The organism is Oricola sp. (assembly GCF_022763245.1).
Lineage (GTDB): Bacteria > Pseudomonadota > Alphaproteobacteria > Rhizobiales > Rhizobiaceae > Oricola.
The window spans coordinates 270,986-290,542 of record NZ_JALEGV010000040.1 but is presented as its reverse complement, the minus strand read 5'-3'; the positions used below and the strand labels follow the sequence as shown (position 1 = coordinate 290,542).

The following is a 19,557-nucleotide window of genomic DNA, read 5'->3' as shown; positions in this document are numbered from 1 at the left end:
TTCAATGGGCAAGATGCATATCAAGGTGACGGTCAACGGCAAGCAGCATGAACTGCTGGCCGAGCCGCGCGAATTGCTGATCCATGTGTTGCGCGAGGAACTGGGGATCACCGGCCCGCATATCGGCTGCGAGACCTCGCATTGCGGCGCCTGCACGGTCGACATGGACGGCAAGTCGGTCAAGTCCTGCACCGTCTTCGCCGCCCAGGCGAACGGCGCAAACATCACCACGATCGAGGGGTTGGGCAATCCGGACGGGCTGCATGTGCTGCAGCAGATGTTCAAGGAGCATCACGGCTTGCAGTGCGGTTTCTGCACGCCGGGCATGATCACCCGGGCCTACCGCTTCCTGCAGGAAAATCCGGATCCGACCGAAGAGGAGGTCCGTTTCGGCATGGCCGGCAATCTTTGCCGCTGCACGGGCTATCAGAACATCGTCAAGGCGATCCTCGCCGCCGCGGCTGAAATGAATGCCGCGAAGGAGGCAGCACAATGAACGAGATGACACCCCCGAAAACCGAACGCGCGGAAGCGCTCAAGGGCCTTGGTTCGTCGCGAAAGCGCGTCGAGGATGCGCGTTTCACCCAGGGCAAGGGCAATTATGTCGACGATCTGAAGCTGCCGGGCATGCTGTTCGGCGATTTCGTTCGCTCCCCCTATGCGCATGCTCGGGTCAAGTCGATCAATGCCGACAAGGCGAAGGCGCTTCCGGGCGTCGTCGCAGTGCTGACGGCGGCCGATCTGGCGCCGCTCAACCTGCACTGGATGCCGACGCTGGCCGGCGACAAGCAGATGGTTCTTGCCGACGGCAAGGTGCTGTTCCAGGGGCAGGAAGTCGCCTTCGTCGTCGCCGAGGACCGCTATATCGCCGCCGATGCGGTGGAACTGGTCGAAGTCGAATACGAAGAGCTTCCGGTCGTCGTCGATCCGTTCAAGGCGCAGGCCGACGACGCGCCGGTGCTGCGCGAGGATCTGGAAGGCAAGATGGAGGGTGCGCATGGCGCGCGCCGGCATCACAACCACATCTTCACCTGGGAACAGGGAGACAAGGACGCGACAGAGAGCGTTCTCGGCTCGGCGGACGTCGTGGCCGAGGAGATGATCTATTACCACCGGACGCATCCGTGTCCGCTGGAAACCTGCGGCTGCGTCGCCTCGATGGACAAGGTCAACGGCAAGCTGACCGTCCACGGCACTTTCCAGGCACCGCATGCCGTGCGCACGGTGGCGTCGCTGATCTCGGGCATCGCCGAGCACAATATCCGCATCATCTCGCCGGATATCGGCGGCGGATTCGGCAACAAGGTCGGCGTCTATCCGGGCTATATCTGCTCTATCGTCGCATCCATCGTCACCGGCGTGCCGGTGAAGTGGATCGAGGACCGGATGGAAAACCTGATGGCCACGGCCTTTGCCCGCGACTACTGGATGCAGGGCAAGATCTCGGCGACCAAGGACGGCAAGATCACCGGTCTGTGGTGTCACACCACGGCGGATCACGGCGCGTTCGACGCCTGTGCCGACCCGTCGAAGTTCCCGGCCGGCTTCATGAATATCTGCACCGGATCCTACGACATCCCGACGGCCTATCTGGCGGTCGACGGCGTCTACACCAACAAGGCGCCGGGCGGAGTCGCTTATCGCTGCTCGTTCCGGGTGACCGAAGCCGCCTATTTCATCGAGCGGATGATCGAAGTTCTCGCCATCAAGCTCGGGATGGACGCCGCGGAGCTTCGGGCCAAGAACTTCATCCGCAAGGACCAGTTCCCGTATCAGTCGGCGCTCGGCTGGGAATATGACTCGGGTGACTATCACACCGCCTGGGAAAAGGCCCTGAAGGCCGTCGACTATGACGGGCTACGCAAGGAGCAGGCCGAACGGGTCGAGGCGTTCAAGCGCGGTGAAACACGTAAGCTGCTCGGCATAGGGCTGACGCATTTCACCGAAATCGTCGGTGCGGGTCCGGTCAAGAATTGCGACATTCTCGGTCTCGGCATGTTCGACAGCTGCGAAATCCGCATCCATCCGACGGGTTCGGCGATCGCCCGGCTCGGCACGATCAGCCAGGGGCAGGGGCATGCGACGACATTCGCGCAGATTCTAGCCTCCGAGATCGGTCTTCCGGCCGACGACATCACCATCGAGGAAGGCGACACCGATACCGCGCCTTACGGTCTCGGCACATACGGGTCTCGTTCGACGCCGGTCGCCGGCGCAGCCACGGCCATGGCCGGCCGCAAGATCCGAGCGAAGGCGCAGATGATCGCCGCTTACCTCCTCGAAGTGCATGACGACGACGTGGAGTGGGATGTCGACCGGTTCGTGGTCAAGGGCGCCCCCGAGCGCTTCAAGACCATGAAGGAGATCGCGTTCGCCTCCTACAACCAGGCGATCCCGGGCGTCGAGCCGGGTCTGGAAGCGGTGAGCTATTACGATCCGCCGAACATGACCTATCCCTTCGGCGCCTATATCTGCGTCATGGAAATCGACGCCGATACGGGCGAGCACGAAATCCGGCAGTTCTATGCGCTGGACGATTGCGGCACCCGCATCAACCCGATGATCATCGAGGGGCAGGTGCATGGCGGCGCCACCGAGGGTTACGCCATCGCGATGGGCCAGGAGATCGCCTATGATGACATGGGCAACGTCAAGACCGGCACGCTGATGGACTTCTTCCTGCCGACGGCATGGGAGACGCCGCATTACACGACCGATCACACGGTGACGCCGAGCCCGCATCACCCGATCGGCGCGAAGGGTGTGGGTGAAAGCCCGAATGTCGGCTCGGTGCCGGCCTTCTCCAACGCCGTCCATGATGCGTTCCGGGCGTTCGGCCTCGTGCAATCGCACATGCCGCATGACCAGTGGCGCATCTGGACGGTTGCGCGCGACCTCGGCCTGCACGGCTGAGCGCGAGCCGGAACCAATGGCGTCCGGGCCCGGCCCGGACGTCTTCGGAGCTATGACCATGTCCTGGCAGAAACTGCAGGCCGACCTGTCCGATACGGGCTATGTCGCGTCCGACGATCTGGCGATGGCGCTTTTCCTGGCGGTGACGCTGGGCAAGCCGCTGTTGCTGGAAGGTCCGGCCGGCGTCGGCAAGACCCAGATCGCCAAGACGCTTGCAGAATTGCAGGCGACGAAGCTGATCCGGCTGCAATGCTATGAGGGGCTGGACGCCAGCCACGCCATCTACGAATGGAATTACCAGCGGCAATTGCTGTCGATCCGCGCCAGCGCGGAGGAGCACAAGCCGTCCGGCGAGGTCGAGGATCATATCTTTTCGGAGAAGTTCCTGCTGCAACGTCCGTTGCTGGAAGCGATCAGGCAGGAGAAGCCCGCAGTCCTGCTGATCGACGAGATCGACCGGGCGGACGAGGAATTCGAAGCCTATCTTTTGGAAATCCTGTCTGATTTCCAGATCACAATTCCCGAGATCGGCACCATCGTGGCGACGTCGCGGCCGCATGTGATCCTGACGGCGAATGGTGCGCGCGACCTGTCGGACGCGCTCAGGCGGCGCTGCCTCTACAATTATGTCGATTATCCCGATCGGGGCACCGAAATGGCGATCCTCGCCAAAAGGTGTCCGGCGCTTGAGGATCGGCTGGCGGAACAGATCGTCGGCTTCGTGCAGGCCTTGCGCAAGGAGGAGCTCGAAAAGAAACCGGGTATCGCCGAGATGCTCGACTGGGCTGCTGCGCTGGCCGGCCTCGGCGTCAACGATCTGGCAGACGATCCGGAACAGACCCAGGCGACGTTGGTCTGCCTGCTGAAGACCGAACGCGACCGCGCAGCCGTGCCGAAAGAGGTGCAGCAACGCCTCGTCGGAAAGGCGGCCTAGATGCAGGTTACCCGTTTTCCCGAACGCGCCGCGGGTCCGGCCGACAGGCTCGCCGGCTTCATGGCGCATCTGAGGATGAACGGCATCCCTGCCGGGCTCGGCGAAACCGAGACGGCGCTGGCCGCGCTTTGCGCGATCGATCCCGGGAACATGGCCGAGGTGCGTCTTGCGCTGAAGGCCATTTGCGCCGGCGACGCCGATCAGGAAGAGCGGTTCAACGATCTGTTCGACGCTTATTGGCGCAATCGCGGCGCCAGGCGCGACAGCGTGGCTACGACAAGTTCCGCGCACCAGATGCAGGCGAGGGGCGCCGGCAACTACCGGATGGCTTCGGGCGCGAGCGATGAGGCGGGCGAAGCCGATACGCCCGATGACGAGTCAGCGGGGGAGACGGGCCGGCCGGGGACGGGCCGGCTCGTCGCCTCCCGGATCCGGACGACCGAGAAGACCGACCTGCGCAAGCTGATGACGCCGGAGGATCTGGAGCGGGCGGAACGGGTTGCCGAGCGGATCGCCAGAAGCATCCACGACCGGCGCTCGCGCCGGCGCAAGGCGGCGCTGCATGGCGAGGCGCTCGACATGCGCAAGATCCTGCGCAAGAGCGTGCAGCGGGGCGGCGAGCCGATCGAGCTGTTCCGCAAGGCCAGACCGGACCGGCCGGTGCATATCGTCGCGCTGCTGGATGTCTCCGGCTCGATGACCGTCCATGCCCGTGTCTTCCTGGCCTTCCTGAAAGGGCTGGTCTCGGCGGACAGCCGCACCGACGCATATCTGTTCCATACGCAACTGGTGCGCATTTCCGATGCGTTGCGCGACGGTGACACGATGCGGGCAGTCAACCGGCTTTCGATCATGGCGCAGGGTTTCGGTGGCGGCACGAAGATCGGCGCCAATCTGAAGCTGTTCAACGCGCAATATGCCGCGCAATCGGTCAATGGGCGCTCGGTCGTCATCATCCTCTCCGACGGCTACGACACCGACCCGCCGGAGATGATCGCGGAAGCGCTGGCGCGGCTGAAACGGCGTGGCGCGCGCATCGTCTGGCTCAACCCGCTGAAAGGCTGGGAAGGCTACGAGCCGGTGGCGCGCGGCATGGCGGCGGCGCTGCCTTATCTCGATCATTTCGCGGCGGCCAACACGCTCAACGATCTCGCGGCGCTGGAGCCGTGGTTGAACGGGATCTGACGGAGGAACCCATGGGTCAGAAGTCCGACATACTCGACCAGGTGGCCGAAATGCGGAATGCCGGCCAAGCATTCGTGCTGGCGACGGTCGTCCGGACGGTTGCGGCGACAGCGGCCAAGGCGGGCGCGAAGGCGATCATCCGCGCCGACGGCACGATCGTCGAGGGCTGGATCGGGGGCGGATGCGCGCGCGGGGCGGTGCTGAAGGCCGCGAAGGACGCGATTTCCGACGGGCAGGCGCGGTTCGTGTCCGTACAGCCGGAGGATCTGCTCGTTGAACGGGGCGTATCAGCCGGCACGGAGAAGGAAGGCGTGCGGTTCGCGCGCAACATGTGCCCGAGCAAGGGTACGATGGAAGTCTTCATCGAACCCGTGCTGCCCAGACCGGAGATCATCATCCTGGGTTCGAGCCCGGTAGCGGTCGCGCTGGCTGACACGGCGCCGCAATTCGGTTTCCACGTGACCGTCTGCGCGCCTGCCGAGGATCAGCCGGCCTTCGCGGTTGCAGACACGCGCGTCGAGGGCTTCATGATCGAAACCGCCGGCGATCGTGAGCGCTTTGTCGTGGTGTCAAGCCAGGGGCGAGGCGACGAGGTGGCGTTGCGCGCCGGGCTCTCCGTTCCCGCGGACTATGTCGCGTTCGTCGGCAGCAAGGCCAAGGCTTCGGCGCTGTCCGCGAAGCTGCGCGAGAAGGGTGCCGACGAGGCGCGCCTGGCTACGCTGAAGGCGCCGGCGGGACTGGATATCGGCGCGATCACCCCGGACGAAATCGCATTGTCCATCCTGGCCGAAATCGTCCAGCGTCGCCGTACCCGCCAGCGCGCTGACGCGACGCGGGCGGGAGCGCAGTGATGGCCGCCCTCATGCGACGCCTGCTGGCCTTCTTCGGGATCGCTTTGGCGCCGGCCGTGCGTTCGCGGAGAAGCCAAGAAATCGGAAATGACAATCAAGACAAGCTCGTACTGGACGCGCTGCTGAATGGGCGATCCTGCTGCGGGTGATCGAGGAGAAGAACGATGGAAATGCATGACGAAGTCCGGATCGAGGCGCCGCGGGCCAGGGTCTACGAAGCGTTGAACGATCCGGCCGTGTTGAAGCAGTGCATCCCCGGTTGTGAGGAGCTGATCCAGCATTCTGACACGGAACTGGAAGTCAAGGTGGTGCTGAAGATCGGTCCCGTGAAGGCCAAGTTCGGCGGCAATGTCACGCTCGACAAGTCGGATGCACCGGAACGTTTCTCGCTGGCGGGCGAGGGCAGCGGCGGAGTTGCCGGCTTCGCCAAGGGCGGCGCGGACGTCGAACTCGTGGAAGACGGCGACGCAACGCTGCTGCGCTACACGGCCAAGGCCGATGTCGGCGGCAAGATCGCCCAACTCGGCAGCCGGCTGATCGTATCGACGGCCAACAGGCTGGCCGGACAATTCTTCAAGACGTTCAAGGAGACGGTGGAAATGGAGAACGCCGCCACAACCTGACCGATCGCTTCTTTCCGTCAATCCACTTCGCCGCGGGAGGCCATCGCTTCCCGCCGGCCACTCCGGCGTGCCGCCCGGACAGGCAGATATGGCGTAGTGCCGCCAAGGGGTGATCTGCCTCAGATATTCGCTCGACAGGTTGCTCTCCCGAAGAATCTATCCAACAGGTCTATCGTGGATTGACCCCTATCAAGTTGACTCACGTCCATCTCCACGACAGCCACCTGTCGTGATGTCTCCCTCTGCGAGTCGCGCCATGAGTGCGCGCACGGGCTGAAACGGTGGCCTCCCCGTTCGTCGGAGTGCGGGGCGCAATAGTCCGATTTTCTTCCATCGTGGGTGTTGGGCATGCGAAGCCAAGCGCAGCCGTTGTGGCCGCCTCGGTCGCCAAGTCCTGAATTTGTCTGATCGGGTTGAATTCAGTCTGTTTGAGAATGTTTATCAGTCTAGAATCCCCATGTTAACGTATTTTAGTTGTAAAAAGACATTCGCGAGGCGTGGTTTGTGTCATTTAAGAACATCTAATAACAAAGAACGGATCATTTTGGATCAGTATTGAGTAATTAATCATAAGTTCATTTGCGCTTGAAGGGCTTGTCTATAGTCTGTTAGGCTATTGTTAATACTTTCAGTCGCGCAGGTGGGAGACGTGTTTACGGTTCGGAAGTTCGGCCTGGCTCTTTTGGCGGTCCTGGGTCTGCTGGTGTCCGGAGTTGGCGCGCCGGGGGCCGGTGAGCCCGTGCGCCGTGACATCCTGGCCCTTTACGACAGCGCCCTCGAACCGGCGATCGACGAGACCGGCATCCATCTGAACGCGGAGATGCCGCTGAACCATCTCGGCTTCATCGTACATTACCACGACCTGCAGGACGGTTTACCGACAGCTGACAGCCTCGACGGGGTCGCAGCGGTTCTGACGGCGTTTCCCCGACAGGTCAGCAACTACCGCGCCTATTTCAGATGGCTGGTGGATGTCGCTGCGCCGAAGGTGCCGCGCGTGATCGTCATGGGTGACATCGGCGGCGCGCCATCGCCGCTCGAGGCGCGCCGGCTCAACGCCGTCTTCTCACGCATGGGCCTGAAGCTGAAGGCCGGCGAGATTTCCAATGTGCTGGAAGCGCGGGTCGTGACGCAGGACGCGTCCGTGATCGGCTTCGAGCGCGGGCCTGATCCGATCCCCGAAAGCCACCCGATAGTCGAGCGGGAAGGGGACACCGCGAGCGTGGCGCTTGAATACGAGACGCCGCAGCGCACGCGTCTCCAGCGCAGCGTCGTGGTCGCGACCGGCCCGGGCGGCGGATATGCCGCCAGCGGGTTCTACATCCACTACGAATCCGGCATCGGCATGCAGCGCTGGATCGTCGATCCGTTCACCTTTTTCGCCCGGGCGCTTGGTGAGCCGGTGTTTCCGGTTCCCGACACGACCACCGTCTCCGGACGAAGGCTGTTTTTCAGCCACGTGGACGGAGACGGCTGGAACAGCATCACCCGCATCGAGCGGTATCGCGACAAGCCGACAACGTCGGCCGAGGTGATGCTGAAGGATCTCGTGGAACCCTATCCGGACCTGCCGGTCACGATCGGGCCGGTGCTGAGCGACATCGACCAGAGCACCAAGCGCGGTGTTGCGGCAGCCGAGATCGCCGGCCAGCTTTTCGCTCTGCCGCAGGTGGAGGTCGCCACCCACACGAACACCCATCCGTTCGAATGGGGCTTCTTCGAGGATTACGATCGGCAGCGCGAGCTCGCGCTGATCAAGGGCACGCCGACGGAGGAATCCAAGTCGGTCATCGAGCAGGTCGGAGACGCGGTCGCTTCCGTCTGGCGCCGGCCGCGCAATCCCTTCCTCGCGATGAGCGACGCGCTGCCGCGCGCTTACATGAACAAGCCGTTCAGCGTCGAGACGGAGGTGGGCGATGCGCTGAGCGAGACAGAGAAGCTTGCGCCGCCCGGCAAGAAGATCGCCGTCTATCTGTGGAGCGGCGACGCCTTGCCGTTCGAAGCGGCGATCGCGGCGACCCGCAAGGCGGGCGTGCGCAATCTGAACGGCGGCAGCTCGCGCTTCGACGCCCAGAGTCCTTCCGTGAGCTATGTCTCGCCGATCTCGCGGCCGGCTGGCGATCAGCGCCAGATCTACGCCGTCAACACGAACGAGAATGTCTACACCAATCTCTGGCGGGACCGCTTCAACGGCTACGCGCAACTGAGCGAGACCTTCAAGCGGACGGAAGATCCGGTCCGGCTGCGCGGAACGAATGTCTACTACCACGCCTATTCTGCCGAGCGGACAGCATCCCTGAACGCGGTGAAATCGCTGCTCGACTGGGCGCGCGAGGCTGATGTCATTCCGATCGAGGCGTCCCGCTACGCCGCGATTGCCGACGGTTTCTTCTCCACTCGGATCGAATGGCTCGGCGGCAGGAGTTGGAAGGTGAGCGATCGCGACGGCCTGAACACGGTACGCTTCGACGCGGCGGACGATCTGGCCATCGATCTCGCCGGGAGCGTCGGTGTGCTTGGAACGAGCCGGCACGCGCAGTCGCTCTATGTCGCCCTTGATGCCGCGACGCCGGAGGCCGTGGTCACGCTGAAGCCGCGCGGAGAGCGCGAGGCACCCGCAGATGCCGGGCAGGTTCTGCTGGCGCAAAGTCGTTGGCTCGTCAGCGACATGCAGCGCGACGCGTGCGGGTTCTCCTTCGAGACACGCGGATACGGACGCGGCGAGTTCGAATGGTCGGACCTGCCCGCAGGCACATACACAGTCCGGGCAACGCGCGACGGCACGGAACTTCAGTCGGCGGCCGTCACCGCGGATGACGAGGGGCAACTGTCATTCGCTCTGCCCTTCAACGGCTTCGAGCCTGCCGCGATCAGCGTTCGCTGCCAGGCAGAGGAGGGGCGCTCATGAGGCCGTCTCCCGTCAGCCTTGTCGCGATCTTCGCCGTGATCGCCACGGCCGGGGCGGCCCTGAGCGTGCCTGGCGTCACGGAGCGAGTCGCCATGCTGAGCCGTGACGGGCGTGACGAGGCTGCCGTCCGGGTTGGCACCGAGGCTTTCCGGCAGGGCGATCATGACCGTCTGCTCCTATCGTCCGTCGTGGACCTGAACAGCCGGTCGGGCGATCCGGCGGTCGCGGAGGCTGCAATTCGCAGCTATCTCGCGAGCCATCCCGACGATCCGCTGATGCTGCAGCGCGCCGTCGAGTTCTACGATTATCGCCAGGACGTCGATGCGCTGGTCGAGACGCTGCGCCATCTGATCGACGTCACCTCGGATGCCGAAAGCGTCGCCAAGCTCGCCCGGCTCTACCGGGTCTATGGTCGGTATCAGGAGGAGTACGATCTTCTCTACCGCTTCCGCGACACGCGGCTGGAGGCCGATCTCGCCCTGCGTCTTGGAGAACTCCTCGTGCGCGAGCAGGACTATCAGGATGCCCGGGACGTGCTCGCCAAGGTCGTCGGGGAGCCGGGCATGCACCAGCTCATGGCGCGGCGGTTGCTGTTTGATTCGATGGTCGAAACGGGTGAGTTCGATGCGGCGTCGGACCTCGCGCAAGAGTGGGTGAAGTCAGACCTGAAGCCCGAAGAACTCGGACTGTTCGTCCTGAGGCTCGTCCGTGCGGGCGCGAATGATCAGGCCGTCGATCTCGCTGCCTCAGTGGCCCAGGGACAGACGAGCGAGATCGGCGACCTCGCCTGGACCATCGGTCGCGAGGGCGGGCTGCCTCTGGCGCGCTCGGTGGTCGACCGGTGGCTGGCCGATGCGGACCGGGCGACTGCACGCCAGGCGATCAGGCTCTATGTCGACCTCGCCATCTCCACGGGCCAGGCAAGAACCGTCCTTATGGAAGTGCTCGCAGGCATTCGCGGCGGTGACGGCGCGACGGACCCGGCCCGAGCCGTGGCGCTTGCGCGCGCGCTTTACGAACACCAGGGCTACGGCGCGATAGCGGGCCTGCGCCCTTTGCTGACGGCGCGGCTGCTTGCCTATGAGCCGATGTTCGGCGCCGCTCTGGCACGCGCGGAAAAGAACGACATCGCGTTGCGCTACTTCCTCGCCCAGACGGAACTGGGCGATCTGGCGGAAGACGAAGCCGTCGCCTGGGCCGCGATGGCGGAAGACGCGTTCAAGCCGGACGAGCTCTTCGCCAATCTCATGCAGCGCTGGCGGTCCGGAACGCTGCCGCCGGCTCTGGTGCCCGCGCTCCAGCGCGCGGCCACGTGGTCGGATCGCTACGACCCCAAGCTGGACATCTGGAAACCGGTGCTGACGGGCGCGATCACCGCCGAACCGCAGGAAAGGACGCGGCTGAGATGACGATTTTTCAGGACAACAGAGCCGAAGAGCGGTCCGGCCATCCGATGCGAGCGCTTTGGGCGCAGGGCGGATGGATCGTCGAGCTCGGCCTCGTCTTCGCCGGCCTCGTTTTCCTCTCCAGAATCTTCGGCGGCGGAGCGTTGCTTGCATTCAACCCGCATCCGTTCTGGGTGCCGGTGCTGCTGTTCGCGACCGTCCACGGCCTTGTGCCTGGCCTCGCGGCCGCAGCCGTGGCCGCCGGATTGCATTGGGCGCTCTCGGGCGTGCAGCCGGGGATCGGTGCCGATTACTACGATCAGGCACTGGCCCTGGCGAAGGAGCCGGTTCTGTGGTTCTCGGCCGCCGCGATGCTCGGAGCCTATCGCGACCGGATGCGCGGACGCATCGTGGCCCTGGCCGGCACGGTCAGGGAATACGACACCCAGCGCGAAACGATCGCCGACTATGCCGAAGAGCTTCGCGAGCATATCCGCAAGCTGGAATACGCGGCGGCGATCCGGAGCGAAGGTTCGCTTCCCGAGTTCCGCGAGCTCCTGTCCCGGCTGGGTGAGACGGGCGCAGGCACGGATCGCGACGAGACGCTCGTCCGGCTTTGCCGCCTGGCGACGGGCTGTCGGGACGCATCGCTCCTGGTGCGCGAAGGAGACGACTGGATCGCCCGACCGGCCGGATCGGCAGCGGTGCCGATGGCACGGCTCGTTGCCGCCAGGCTCGAGCAGGGACGCGTCGCGCATGCATTTCCGGGTCAACCTGGAGCCGACGGAGACCGGCCGGACTGCACGGTCGCGGCACCGGTGATCGACGTGAAAACCACCGCGATGAACGCGATCCTCGTGATGGAGGGATGTCCCCGTGACGGCGACATGCGTGCGGCACTGCTGCTGGCCGAGCTGATCGCTCGCGCGCTGGCCGCATCCGAAGCCCTCTCGGGCACGGCGCCGCTTCACCCGGGTGGCGGTCTGCCGGGGCGGCGCAAGCGGCCGCAGAGCCTGTTGCAATTCGAGAGGCAGGAATGAACACGCCTTTCGCTCTCGCTGTCACATTCGTGGCCTTCATCGCCGAAACCGTGCTTGCCGCCGTGGTCTGGGCAGGTGGGCTGACCCCGCCGGTCTGGGCCGCGATCCATCTCGGGCTTGTGGTTGCTTGCGTTCTGATGCTCACCATTCGGGCTGCCGATCTGACCGCTGCGATCGTCACCGGGCTGGCCACGCTGACCATGGGGCCGGTCGGCGCGTTCGGTGCGATGCTGCTGCTGCTGCGTCTGGCATTCGCATCCGGCGGGTTCTCCGAGGATGCGCCCTGGTATCGCCGCTTGAAGGGCGGTGCGGACGGGGACCGGGCGGGCGAACTCTATCTCAAGATCGTGTCGGGACGCGCCTATCGCCCGGGTGCGATGCCGCAAGCTTTCGACGCGATCCTCAAATACGCGCCGGTGCCGAAGCGGCTCGAGGCGCTCGCCGAGATTGCCGACCGGTCCGACGCGTTCCCGCCGACGCTGCTGGAGATCGCGTTGAAGAGCGACGAAATCGCCGTTCGCGCATCGGCCGCCGCGGTCCATGCGCGACTTCGCGACGAGGCCGCGCGCGCGGCCCGCGCGCTGCCGCGGGAGGGCGTGGCATGAGCAACGCGCTCCTGCGCAACCGGGCCGGGGAACCGGCCGACGTCTGCCTGATCGTCGAGGGCTGCTACCCGCATGTCGCGGGCGGCGTGTCCACCTGGCTCGACTGGCTGATGCGCTCCTGTCCCGGGACGCGGTTCTCCGTCGTGTCGATCGCCATGTCGGCCGACGACCGCACGCCGCGCTATGCGTTTCCGAACAATCTCGAAAGCCTGACGGAAATCATCCTCGACGACACGAGTGCCGGTGCGGGCCGCGGCAAGGCGCTGCCGGACGCAACGGAACTGTCCGGTCTCATCGTCTCGTTTGTCCAGACAGGGTCTCTCGACCGTCTGGCCGGGATCGACCGGCTGATCAACGATCCGCACCGGCCGGTTTCGCTGAAGGCGCTGATGGACTCCGCCTTTGCCTGGCAGCTCTGCGTCGGGGCCTATCGTGCCTTGATGCCGCAGGCCTCGTTCAAGGATTTCTTCTGGGCCTGGCAGGCGCTGATGGGGGGACTGTTCGCCGTCATGAAGGCGCCGATCCCGCCGGCACGGACCTATCACGCGATCTCGACGGGTTACGCCGGCCTTCTGGCCGCACGCGCCGCGATCGAGGGCGGCACCCAGGTGATGCTGACCGAACACGGCATCTACACGAACGAACGGCAGATCGAGATCCTGATGGCCCGCTGGATCACCGACACGGTCGACAAGGGGCTGTCGTTCGACGATCCGCGCCTCGATCTGCGCGATCTCTGGATCACCACCTTCAGGGCCTATGCCCGAGCCTGCTACGAGGGCTGCGACCACATCACGACGCTCTTCGGCGACAATCAGGCGATGCAGCGCATGCTTGGCGCGGACGACGCCCGCATGCGCATCATTCCGAACGGGATCGACATCGACCGCTTCGGCGCGATTCCGCCGGCGCCCGAAGACCCGCCGACCGTTTCGCTGGTCGGCAGGATCGTGCCGATCAAGGACATCAAGACCTTCATCCGTGCTGCCGACCAGATCCGGGCGCAGATCCCAAATGTCCGCGTTCTGGTGGCCGGACCGACCGACGAGGATCCGGCCTATGCCGCCGAATGCCGCGATCTCGTCGCCGAACTCGGCCTCGGCGAGACGCTGACCTTCACCGGCCGGGTCAATGTGACGGACCTGTTGGCGGACTCGCATGTGGTGGTGCTCACCAGCCTCAGCGAGGCGCAGCCGCTGGCCGTTCTGGAAGCCGGCGCGGCAGGTCGGCCCTGTGTCACGACCAATGTCGGCGCGTGCCGCGAGATGCTTGAGGGGCCGGAGGAAAACGGCGACTTTCCGCAGCGGGGCGGTTTCATCGCCGACCTGCTCGCCGACGACCAGATCGCCGCGCACATCGTTGCGCTGCTGAGCGACGGCGCGTTGCGTGAAAGACTGGGGAACAACCTCAAGCAGCGCGTCCGCGAACTCTACACCTCCGAGAAGGCCGCGGCCGAATATCAGGGCCTCTACGATTCCGCGGACCGCCGCAACGAGACGGGGAGGGCGCGGTCATGGCGGGCATAGGGTTCCGGCTTGACCGGCTGTCGCGCGAGGACGGTCTGCTCGGCCCGGTCGCCTCGATCGGCCACGGCGCGGCCGTGATCGCCGGGCCGTGGCTGCTCGCCGTGGTCGCGCTGAAGCTCATCAACCTGAACCTCATCCACTCCGACATGGTCGAGCAGGCGTTCTCGCTGCAGGCGACGCTGATCTATCTCTTCTTCATCTCGCTTGTCGCGGCGGCGCCGATCACCGCGTTCGCGATCCGGCTGGTGTCCGACGATCTGTTCGAGGATCGCAAGGCGGATGTCTCTGCGATCTACCTCCTGTCGCTGATTGCCGCGGCGTTGACCGGCGCCGTGCTGGCGTTCTGCATCTATGCAGGCGTTTTCGACCTCAAGGGCGAGGCGCTCGCGGCTGCGATCCTGGCGGCAGCCGTCATCTCGATGGTCTGGCCCGCCGCCGCGTTCTGCGCCGCCATGCAGGACTATCGCACCGTCACGGTCGCCTTCGTCCTGGGCTTCGGTTTCTCCGTGGCAGCGACCATCGGGGTCGTCGGTCTCGGCGGCGGGATCGCGGTGCAGACGCTCGCCTTCGCCTTCGGCCTCGGCCTGGCATCGCTATGGCTCTCCTCATCGATCCTGTCGCATTTCGCCGCGCCGGTCGTTTCGGTGTCCCGGCCGCTGAAGCGCCTGCTCTCGGCCATGTCGCGCTATCGCGCGATCGGCGCCGGTGCGGGGTTCGGCGTGCTGGCGATCTGGATCGATTCGATCGTCGTCTGGCTCAGCCCGTTCGGCGATGCCGCGCTCAACGGCCTGCCGACCTCGCCCTTCTACGACAGCGCCATGTTCATTTCGCGCCTGACCATGCTGCCCGGTCTGGTGGTGTTCCTGACCTCCGTCGATTCCGACTGGTTCGTGCGCATGCAGGCTTTCCTGGGCGCGATGCGCAACCACGAGACCCTCGACCACATCGAGGCGCGCTCGGCGGAGCTGAAGCACGGCGCCGAGGCCGGCATCTTCCGGCTGGTCGGCGCCCAGATGATCGCGGCGCTGGTGCTGACCGTGCTCGCGCCTGCGCTGGTCGAGCCGCTCGCCCTGCAGTATCAGCAGATCGCGCTCTTCCGGGTCGGGACGCTGGGCGCGGCCTTCTATGTGGTGTTCTTCGCGGCGACGACCCTCGTCCTGAACTGTGGCCGCGATCGCGCCTTCCTTTCGCTGCAGGCCCTGTTCCTTGTCCTGAATGTCGCGGCGACCCTGCTGTTCCTGCGCTTCGGCCAGGACTATCTCGGTTTCGGCTTCTTCGCGGCTTCGGCGATCGCCGCGGTTATCGCGCTCGCCACCCTGAACGACACGCTCGACCGGCTCGTGTTCCTCACCTTCAGCTACGCGCTGCGTTCGGCGCGGGCCGAGCGACGGCCCTGGACGCCGAAGCCCGCTCGCAAAACCGGCGCGCGTCTCACATCCATCACCGCCATTTTTCGCGTCCGACATGCCGGACGCCCGGAAAGGGAAGCATGACATGACCACCACGAAGACATCACCGCGGCTTCGCATGCCCGGCTTGAAATCCGCTCTCCTCGGCCTGTCATTCGTGATCGCGCCCTCGCTTGCCGGGGCGCAGGCGACGCAGGACGGCCTGCATACCCAGTCTCTCAACCAGGCGCCGCCCGCCCTGTCGGGCGACTTCGCGGTCGGCGACAAGCTGAAGATCAGCTTCTTCGAGCAGCTCGACCTGCCGGGCAGCGGCAAATCGGCCGAAGAGGCGGCGTTGCGCACCTTTTACCAGCGGGTGGATCTGACCGCCGATCACGTGGTCGATGCCCGGGGCGAGATCAACCTGCCGCGCTTCGGGCCGATCGCGGTCGCCGGACGGTCATCCGAAGAGGTGCGGGACGACATCGTGACCGCCTATGAGGAACAGACCAACCAGCCTGTGGACGTGCACATCGCCATCCTCGAGCGGCGTCCGGTCTATGTGGTCGGTCCGGTCCGCAAGCCCGGCGAGTTTCGCTATCTCTCGGGCATGGTCGCCATCCAGGCGATCGCGCTGGCAGGCGGTCTCGGCGCCGGTGAGAACCAGGCGGGTTCCGTCATAGAGGCGGGCCGCGAGGCGGAACGCTCGCAGGACGCCATGACCCGCCTGACCGGCCTGATCGCGCATCTGGAGCGACTGGAAGCGGAAGGCGACGGGCGCGATCTTCGCGTTCCCGACGCGCTGGTCGACCTGGTCGGCTTCGATCTTGCCGAACGCCTGATCAACACGGAGGCGGAGGCGAGCCGTCGCGCGGCGAGCGCCCGCTCCAGCCAGGCCGCCCAGTTCGACGCGATCCTTCGGGCCTCGCGCGACGAAGTGCGCGCGATGCAGGCTTCCATCGACAATGCCGCGCAGGCGATCCGGACCCGCCACGCCATGATCGCCGACCTGACGGAGCCGGATCCGCGCCTGACCAAGCAAAACCTGATCATTCCCCTGCGCGCGGAGATCGCGTCGCTCGAAACGCAGCGCCAGCAATGGACGGCCTCCATTCTCGAAACCGAACAGCGCATCGCCCGCGACACGGCGGCGCGAGACAAGATCGGGCTCGACTACATGGCGGAAGTCTCGCGTGACCTGCTCAAGACGACGGACGAGATCGCGCGGCTGAGAACGACAGTCGAGGCCGCGCGTCGCATCTCGCTTTCGGTGCCTGGAACGGTGCAGACCACACGCGACATCGGCGCGTTCGAGCTGCGCATCATCCGCAGCACGCAGGACGGAACCGTGACCTTTGCCGCCCAGCCGACGACCAGCCTTGCACCGGGCGATGTGATAGAAGTGCAGGTCAACGACACCCTGCTTCCGCCGACGCGCTACATCCAATGACTCGTCGCTGGCTGCCTTTCTCGGAAGCGCGTCGCGGGGTGGTCAGCGGTATCCTCGGACTGCTCGCGGCAAGCGTCTGGCGCCCGGGCTTCGCGGCCGGCGCCGACCAGCGTCTCGGGCGGGCCGAGGCGTTGCGCCTGCTGCGCAAGGTGCGCCGATGGGGCTGCCAGTACCAGAACCTCGACATCGGCGAGCTCGCGGCGACACCGCTCGATCTGATCGTCGTCGAGCACAGCCTGGACGATTACGCAGGGCGGTTCATGTCGCCGGACGAGATCGCCGCGCTGAAGCGCAAGCCCGACGGCAGCCGCCGGCTCGTCTTCGCCTATCTGTCGGTCGGCGAGGCCGACGTGAAGCGCTGGTTCTGGCCGCAGGCCTGGCGCCGCAGGCCGCCCGAATGGCTCGGCCCCGAGAACAGGAACTGGCCTGGCGCATTTCCCGTGCAGTTCTGGAACCCCGAATGGCAGGAACTCGTCTTCGGGCTTCTCGATCAGTTGCTCGCGGCCGGCTATGACGGGGCCTTGCTCGACCGGGTCGATTCCTATGTCGAGTGGTCGCCGGCCAACCCGAATGCGGGCGAGGAGATGGCCTCGCTTGTCGCGGCGATCGCCGAGCGGGCGCGGGCCCGTCACCCGGGGTTCATGCTGCTGCCGCAAAACGCGGAAGACCTCCTGAAGAACGCCCGCTATCGCGGGGCGATCGACGCGCTCAACAAGGAGTCGCTTCTGACCGGGCTGCAGGGACGTGACCGGTTGAATGCCGAATCAGACATCCGCTGGAGCCTCGACCGGCTCGCGCTGGCGGAACGTGCCGGGATCAAGATCTTCGTCACGGAGTATCTCGAAAACGAAGCGCTCAAGGAACAGGTCAGGACGTCCATTCGGGAGCTTGGCTACACGCCTTTCTTCGGGGTGAGCGCGCTCGACCGTTCGCCGGAATGATCCGACCGCGCTGACGGAATGCCCGCGCGCGCTCGACGCTGGCGAGCCGTCACGTATAGTGCGTCACCGCCAGGCAGGAGGGGGGAGCGCATGAAGAGCATCGTCGCCACATTCGATATGGAGAGCGGATCGGCCGAGACCGTCCTGGAAACGGATCGCCACGTGGAGGCGCCCAACTGGACGCCGGACGGCGGCGCGCTGATCGTCAACGGCGGGGGGCAGCTGTTCCGGGTGCCGCTGGACATGCCGGAGCTTCAGCCGATCGACACGGGCTTTGCCGTCAATCTGAACAATGACCACGGCATCTCGCCGGATGGGCGCTTGCTTGTCGTCAGCGACAAGACCGAAACGGGCAAGAGCTGCATCTACACGCTTCCGTTCGGGGGCGGGGAGCCGACACGCGTGACGGCCGAAGTGCCGTCCTACTGGCACGGCTGGTCGCCGGACGGGGCGACGCTGACCTACACCGCCAAACGCGGGCCGACCTTCCAGATCTTCATCTGTCCGGTTGCTGGCGGGCCGGAGACGCAACTGACGGAGACGTTCGACCATTGCGACGGACCCGACTACACGCCGGATGGCGAATGGATCTGGTTCAACGGCGAACGGGAAGGCTCGGTTCAGCTCTGGCGCGTGCGGCCGGACGGAAGCGACCTGCGGGTCATGACGGATGACGAGCGGGTCAACTGGTTTCCCCATCCGTCCCCGGACGGGCGGCTGGTCGTCTATCTGGCCTATGAGAGCGGGACGCTGGGCCACCCGGCCGATCGAACCGTGCAGCTGCGCGCCATGCCGGCGGAAGGCGGCGCGCCGAGCGTCCTTCTGGAGTTCAATGGCGGGCAGGGGACTATCAACGTCCCGTCGTGGTCGCCGGATTCGCGGCGCTTCGCGTTCGTGCGCTACGAGGCCTGACGGACAGGACGTTCGACGGGGGCGGTCGCGTCCTGCCCGTTGATGGAATTGCGGAAATCGCGGGGCGACATGCCTGTCGCCTGGGTGAAGAACCGGCTGAAATAGGCAGGGTCGTTGAAGCCCAGAAGATAGGCGACCTGCGAGATCTGCAGGCTCGTATAGACAAGGTTGCGGCGCGCTTCGCGGATCATGCGGTCCTCGATGACACCGGATGCCGGCCGTCCGACAGCCGCGCGCGCGACCCGGCTGAGATGGGTGGGCGAAATGGAGAGCGCATCCGCATAGTCGCCCACCGACCAATGGTCGAGCAGATGCTCTTCCAGCAGGGCTTCGAAACGCTGGAAGAGGGTTGCATCGACGGGCTTTCCGGATGCCAGGCTGTCTCCGGCGAGACTGCGGGCGACGCGTCCGAGCAGCGTGCCGGTGAGCGAGCGCAGGATGTGGGCGCGCGCGAAATCGCGCCCCGCATGTTCGCGGAAGATCTCTTCCATCAAGGGGCGGGCGAGCTTGCTGGCCGGAAACACCGACGGCTGCGCCAGCGCCTGGCGGAGGCCTTCGGACGGTTCGAGCGTTTCGTCCAACATCTCCTCGGCGATCGTCAGCACCCAGCCATGCGTGCCGGGCGTGAACGAGAAGGCGTGCACGGTCCCGGCCGGCACGTTGACAAGCGTCCGCGGGTCGAGCGCATGCGCCCGGTCTTCGAGCATCGCCCGTCCGCCGCCCCAGTCGATCAGCAGGATCTGGTGCAGACGGGAATGGCGGTGCGGCGCGAACTCCCAGTCATGCAGCTTGGAGCGCGCCTCGATGGTCTCGCAATGCACGACGTCCGGCAGATCGCCGGCCTCGCCGAAGAGATTGCAGTTGAGGATCGTGCCGGACGTGTCGATCTGCTTCAT

Annotated in this window: 17 protein-coding genes; 16 read left to right on the top strand and 1 reads right to left on the bottom strand. The window is 65.5% G+C overall.

The window, feature by feature from the left end; all coding sequences use genetic code 11:
- Window positions 1–4: 4 nt before the first annotated feature.
- The 16 genes from MRY80_RS18825 (at window position 5) to MRY80_RS18750 (ending at window position 18,661) form a co-directional block, all read left to right on the top strand.
- A complete protein-coding gene (locus MRY80_RS18825) occupies window positions 5–496 on the top strand; it encodes a (2Fe-2S)-binding protein (RefSeq protein WP_293292605.1) in 492 nt (163 codons plus the stop codon).
- On the top strand, window positions 493–2,913 hold the full coding sequence (locus MRY80_RS18820; RefSeq protein ID WP_293292604.1) for an aerobic carbon-monoxide dehydrogenase large subunit: 2,421 nt from the start codon (window positions 493–495) through the stop codon (window positions 2,911–2,913). Before MRY80_RS18825 ends, MRY80_RS18820 begins: the two co-directional genes overlap by 4 nt.
- A 58-nt stretch (window positions 2,914–2,971) precedes the next feature.
- A complete protein-coding gene (locus tag MRY80_RS18815) occupies window positions 2,972–3,847 on the top strand; it encodes a MoxR family ATPase (RefSeq protein WP_293292603.1) in 876 nt (291 codons plus the stop codon).
- Entirely contained in the window at window positions 3,848–5,032 is a 1,185-nt protein-coding gene (locus tag MRY80_RS18810; protein ID WP_293292602.1) for a VWA domain-containing protein, read from the top strand.
- 11 nt (window positions 5,033–5,043) lie between these two features.
- Window positions 5,044–5,883: an XdhC/CoxI family protein gene (locus MRY80_RS18805; protein ID WP_293292601.1), complete on the top strand. Its 840-nt coding sequence runs from the start codon at window positions 5,044–5,046 to the stop codon at window positions 5,881–5,883.
- Window positions 5,883–6,032, top strand: coding sequence for a hypothetical protein (locus tag MRY80_RS18800; RefSeq protein ID WP_293292600.1), 150 nt, complete (start codon window positions 5,883–5,885; stop codon window positions 6,030–6,032). Before MRY80_RS18805 ends, MRY80_RS18800 begins: the two co-directional genes overlap by 1 nt.
- Window positions 6,033–6,047: 15 nt before the next feature.
- Window positions 6,048–6,506 (top strand): carbon monoxide dehydrogenase subunit G, encoded by a 459-nt coding sequence (locus tag MRY80_RS18795; RefSeq protein ID WP_293292599.1) that lies wholly within the window; start codon window positions 6,048–6,050, stop codon window positions 6,504–6,506.
- Window positions 6,507–7,245: 739 nt separating this feature from the next.
- Window positions 7,246–9,414 (top strand): hypothetical protein, encoded by a 2,169-nt coding sequence (locus MRY80_RS18790; RefSeq protein ID WP_293292598.1) that lies wholly within the window; start codon window positions 7,246–7,248, stop codon window positions 9,412–9,414.
- Window positions 9,411–10,823 (top strand): hypothetical protein, encoded by a 1,413-nt coding sequence (locus MRY80_RS18785; protein ID WP_293292597.1) that lies wholly within the window; start codon window positions 9,411–9,413, stop codon window positions 10,821–10,823. Before MRY80_RS18790 ends, MRY80_RS18785 begins: the two co-directional genes overlap by 4 nt.
- Window positions 10,820–11,839, top strand: a complete 1,020-nt coding sequence (locus MRY80_RS18780; protein WP_293292596.1) for a hypothetical protein — start codon at window positions 10,820–10,822, stop codon at window positions 11,837–11,839. The genes MRY80_RS18785 and MRY80_RS18780 overlap by 4 nt, the downstream gene beginning before the upstream one ends.
- Window positions 11,836–12,444: a hypothetical protein gene (locus MRY80_RS18775; protein WP_293292595.1), complete on the top strand. Its 609-nt coding sequence runs from the start codon at window positions 11,836–11,838 to the stop codon at window positions 12,442–12,444. Before MRY80_RS18780 ends, MRY80_RS18775 begins: the two co-directional genes overlap by 4 nt.
- Entirely contained in the window at window positions 12,441–13,970 is a 1,530-nt protein-coding gene (gene pelF, locus MRY80_RS18770) for a GT4 family glycosyltransferase PelF (protein WP_293292594.1), read from the top strand. The genes MRY80_RS18775 and pelF overlap by 4 nt, the downstream gene beginning before the upstream one ends.
- On the top strand, window positions 13,958–15,463 hold the full coding sequence (gene pelG / locus MRY80_RS18765) for an exopolysaccharide Pel transporter PelG (RefSeq protein WP_293292593.1): 1,506 nt from the start codon (window positions 13,958–13,960) through the stop codon (window positions 15,461–15,463). The genes pelF and pelG overlap by 13 nt, the downstream gene beginning before the upstream one ends.
- Before the next feature lies 1 nt (window position 15,464).
- Window positions 15,465–16,808, top strand: a complete 1,344-nt coding sequence (locus MRY80_RS18760) for a polysaccharide biosynthesis/export family protein (protein ID WP_293292592.1) — start codon at window positions 15,465–15,467, stop codon at window positions 16,806–16,808.
- The gene (locus MRY80_RS18755; protein WP_293292591.1) at window positions 16,805–17,749 is read left to right on the top strand and encodes an endo alpha-1,4 polygalactosaminidase; all 945 of its coding nucleotides are present in this window, start codon (window positions 16,805–16,807) and stop codon (window positions 17,747–17,749) included. The genes MRY80_RS18760 and MRY80_RS18755 overlap by 4 nt, the downstream gene beginning before the upstream one ends.
- A 90-nt stretch (window positions 17,750–17,839) precedes the next feature.
- Complete coding sequence (locus tag MRY80_RS18750) at window positions 17,840–18,661, top strand: hypothetical protein (RefSeq protein WP_293292590.1); 822 nt, start codon at window positions 17,840–17,842, stop codon at window positions 18,659–18,661.
- On the opposite strand, the gene MRY80_RS18745 is transcribed toward MRY80_RS18750, so the two are convergent.
- Window positions 18,649–19,557 carry a helix-turn-helix domain-containing protein gene (locus MRY80_RS18745; protein WP_346433412.1) on the bottom strand — a complete coding sequence of 303 codons (909 nt, stop codon included), beginning with the start codon at window positions 19,555–19,557 and terminating at the stop codon, window positions 18,649–18,651. The two genes, MRY80_RS18750 and MRY80_RS18745, sit on opposite strands and share 13 nt — an antisense overlap.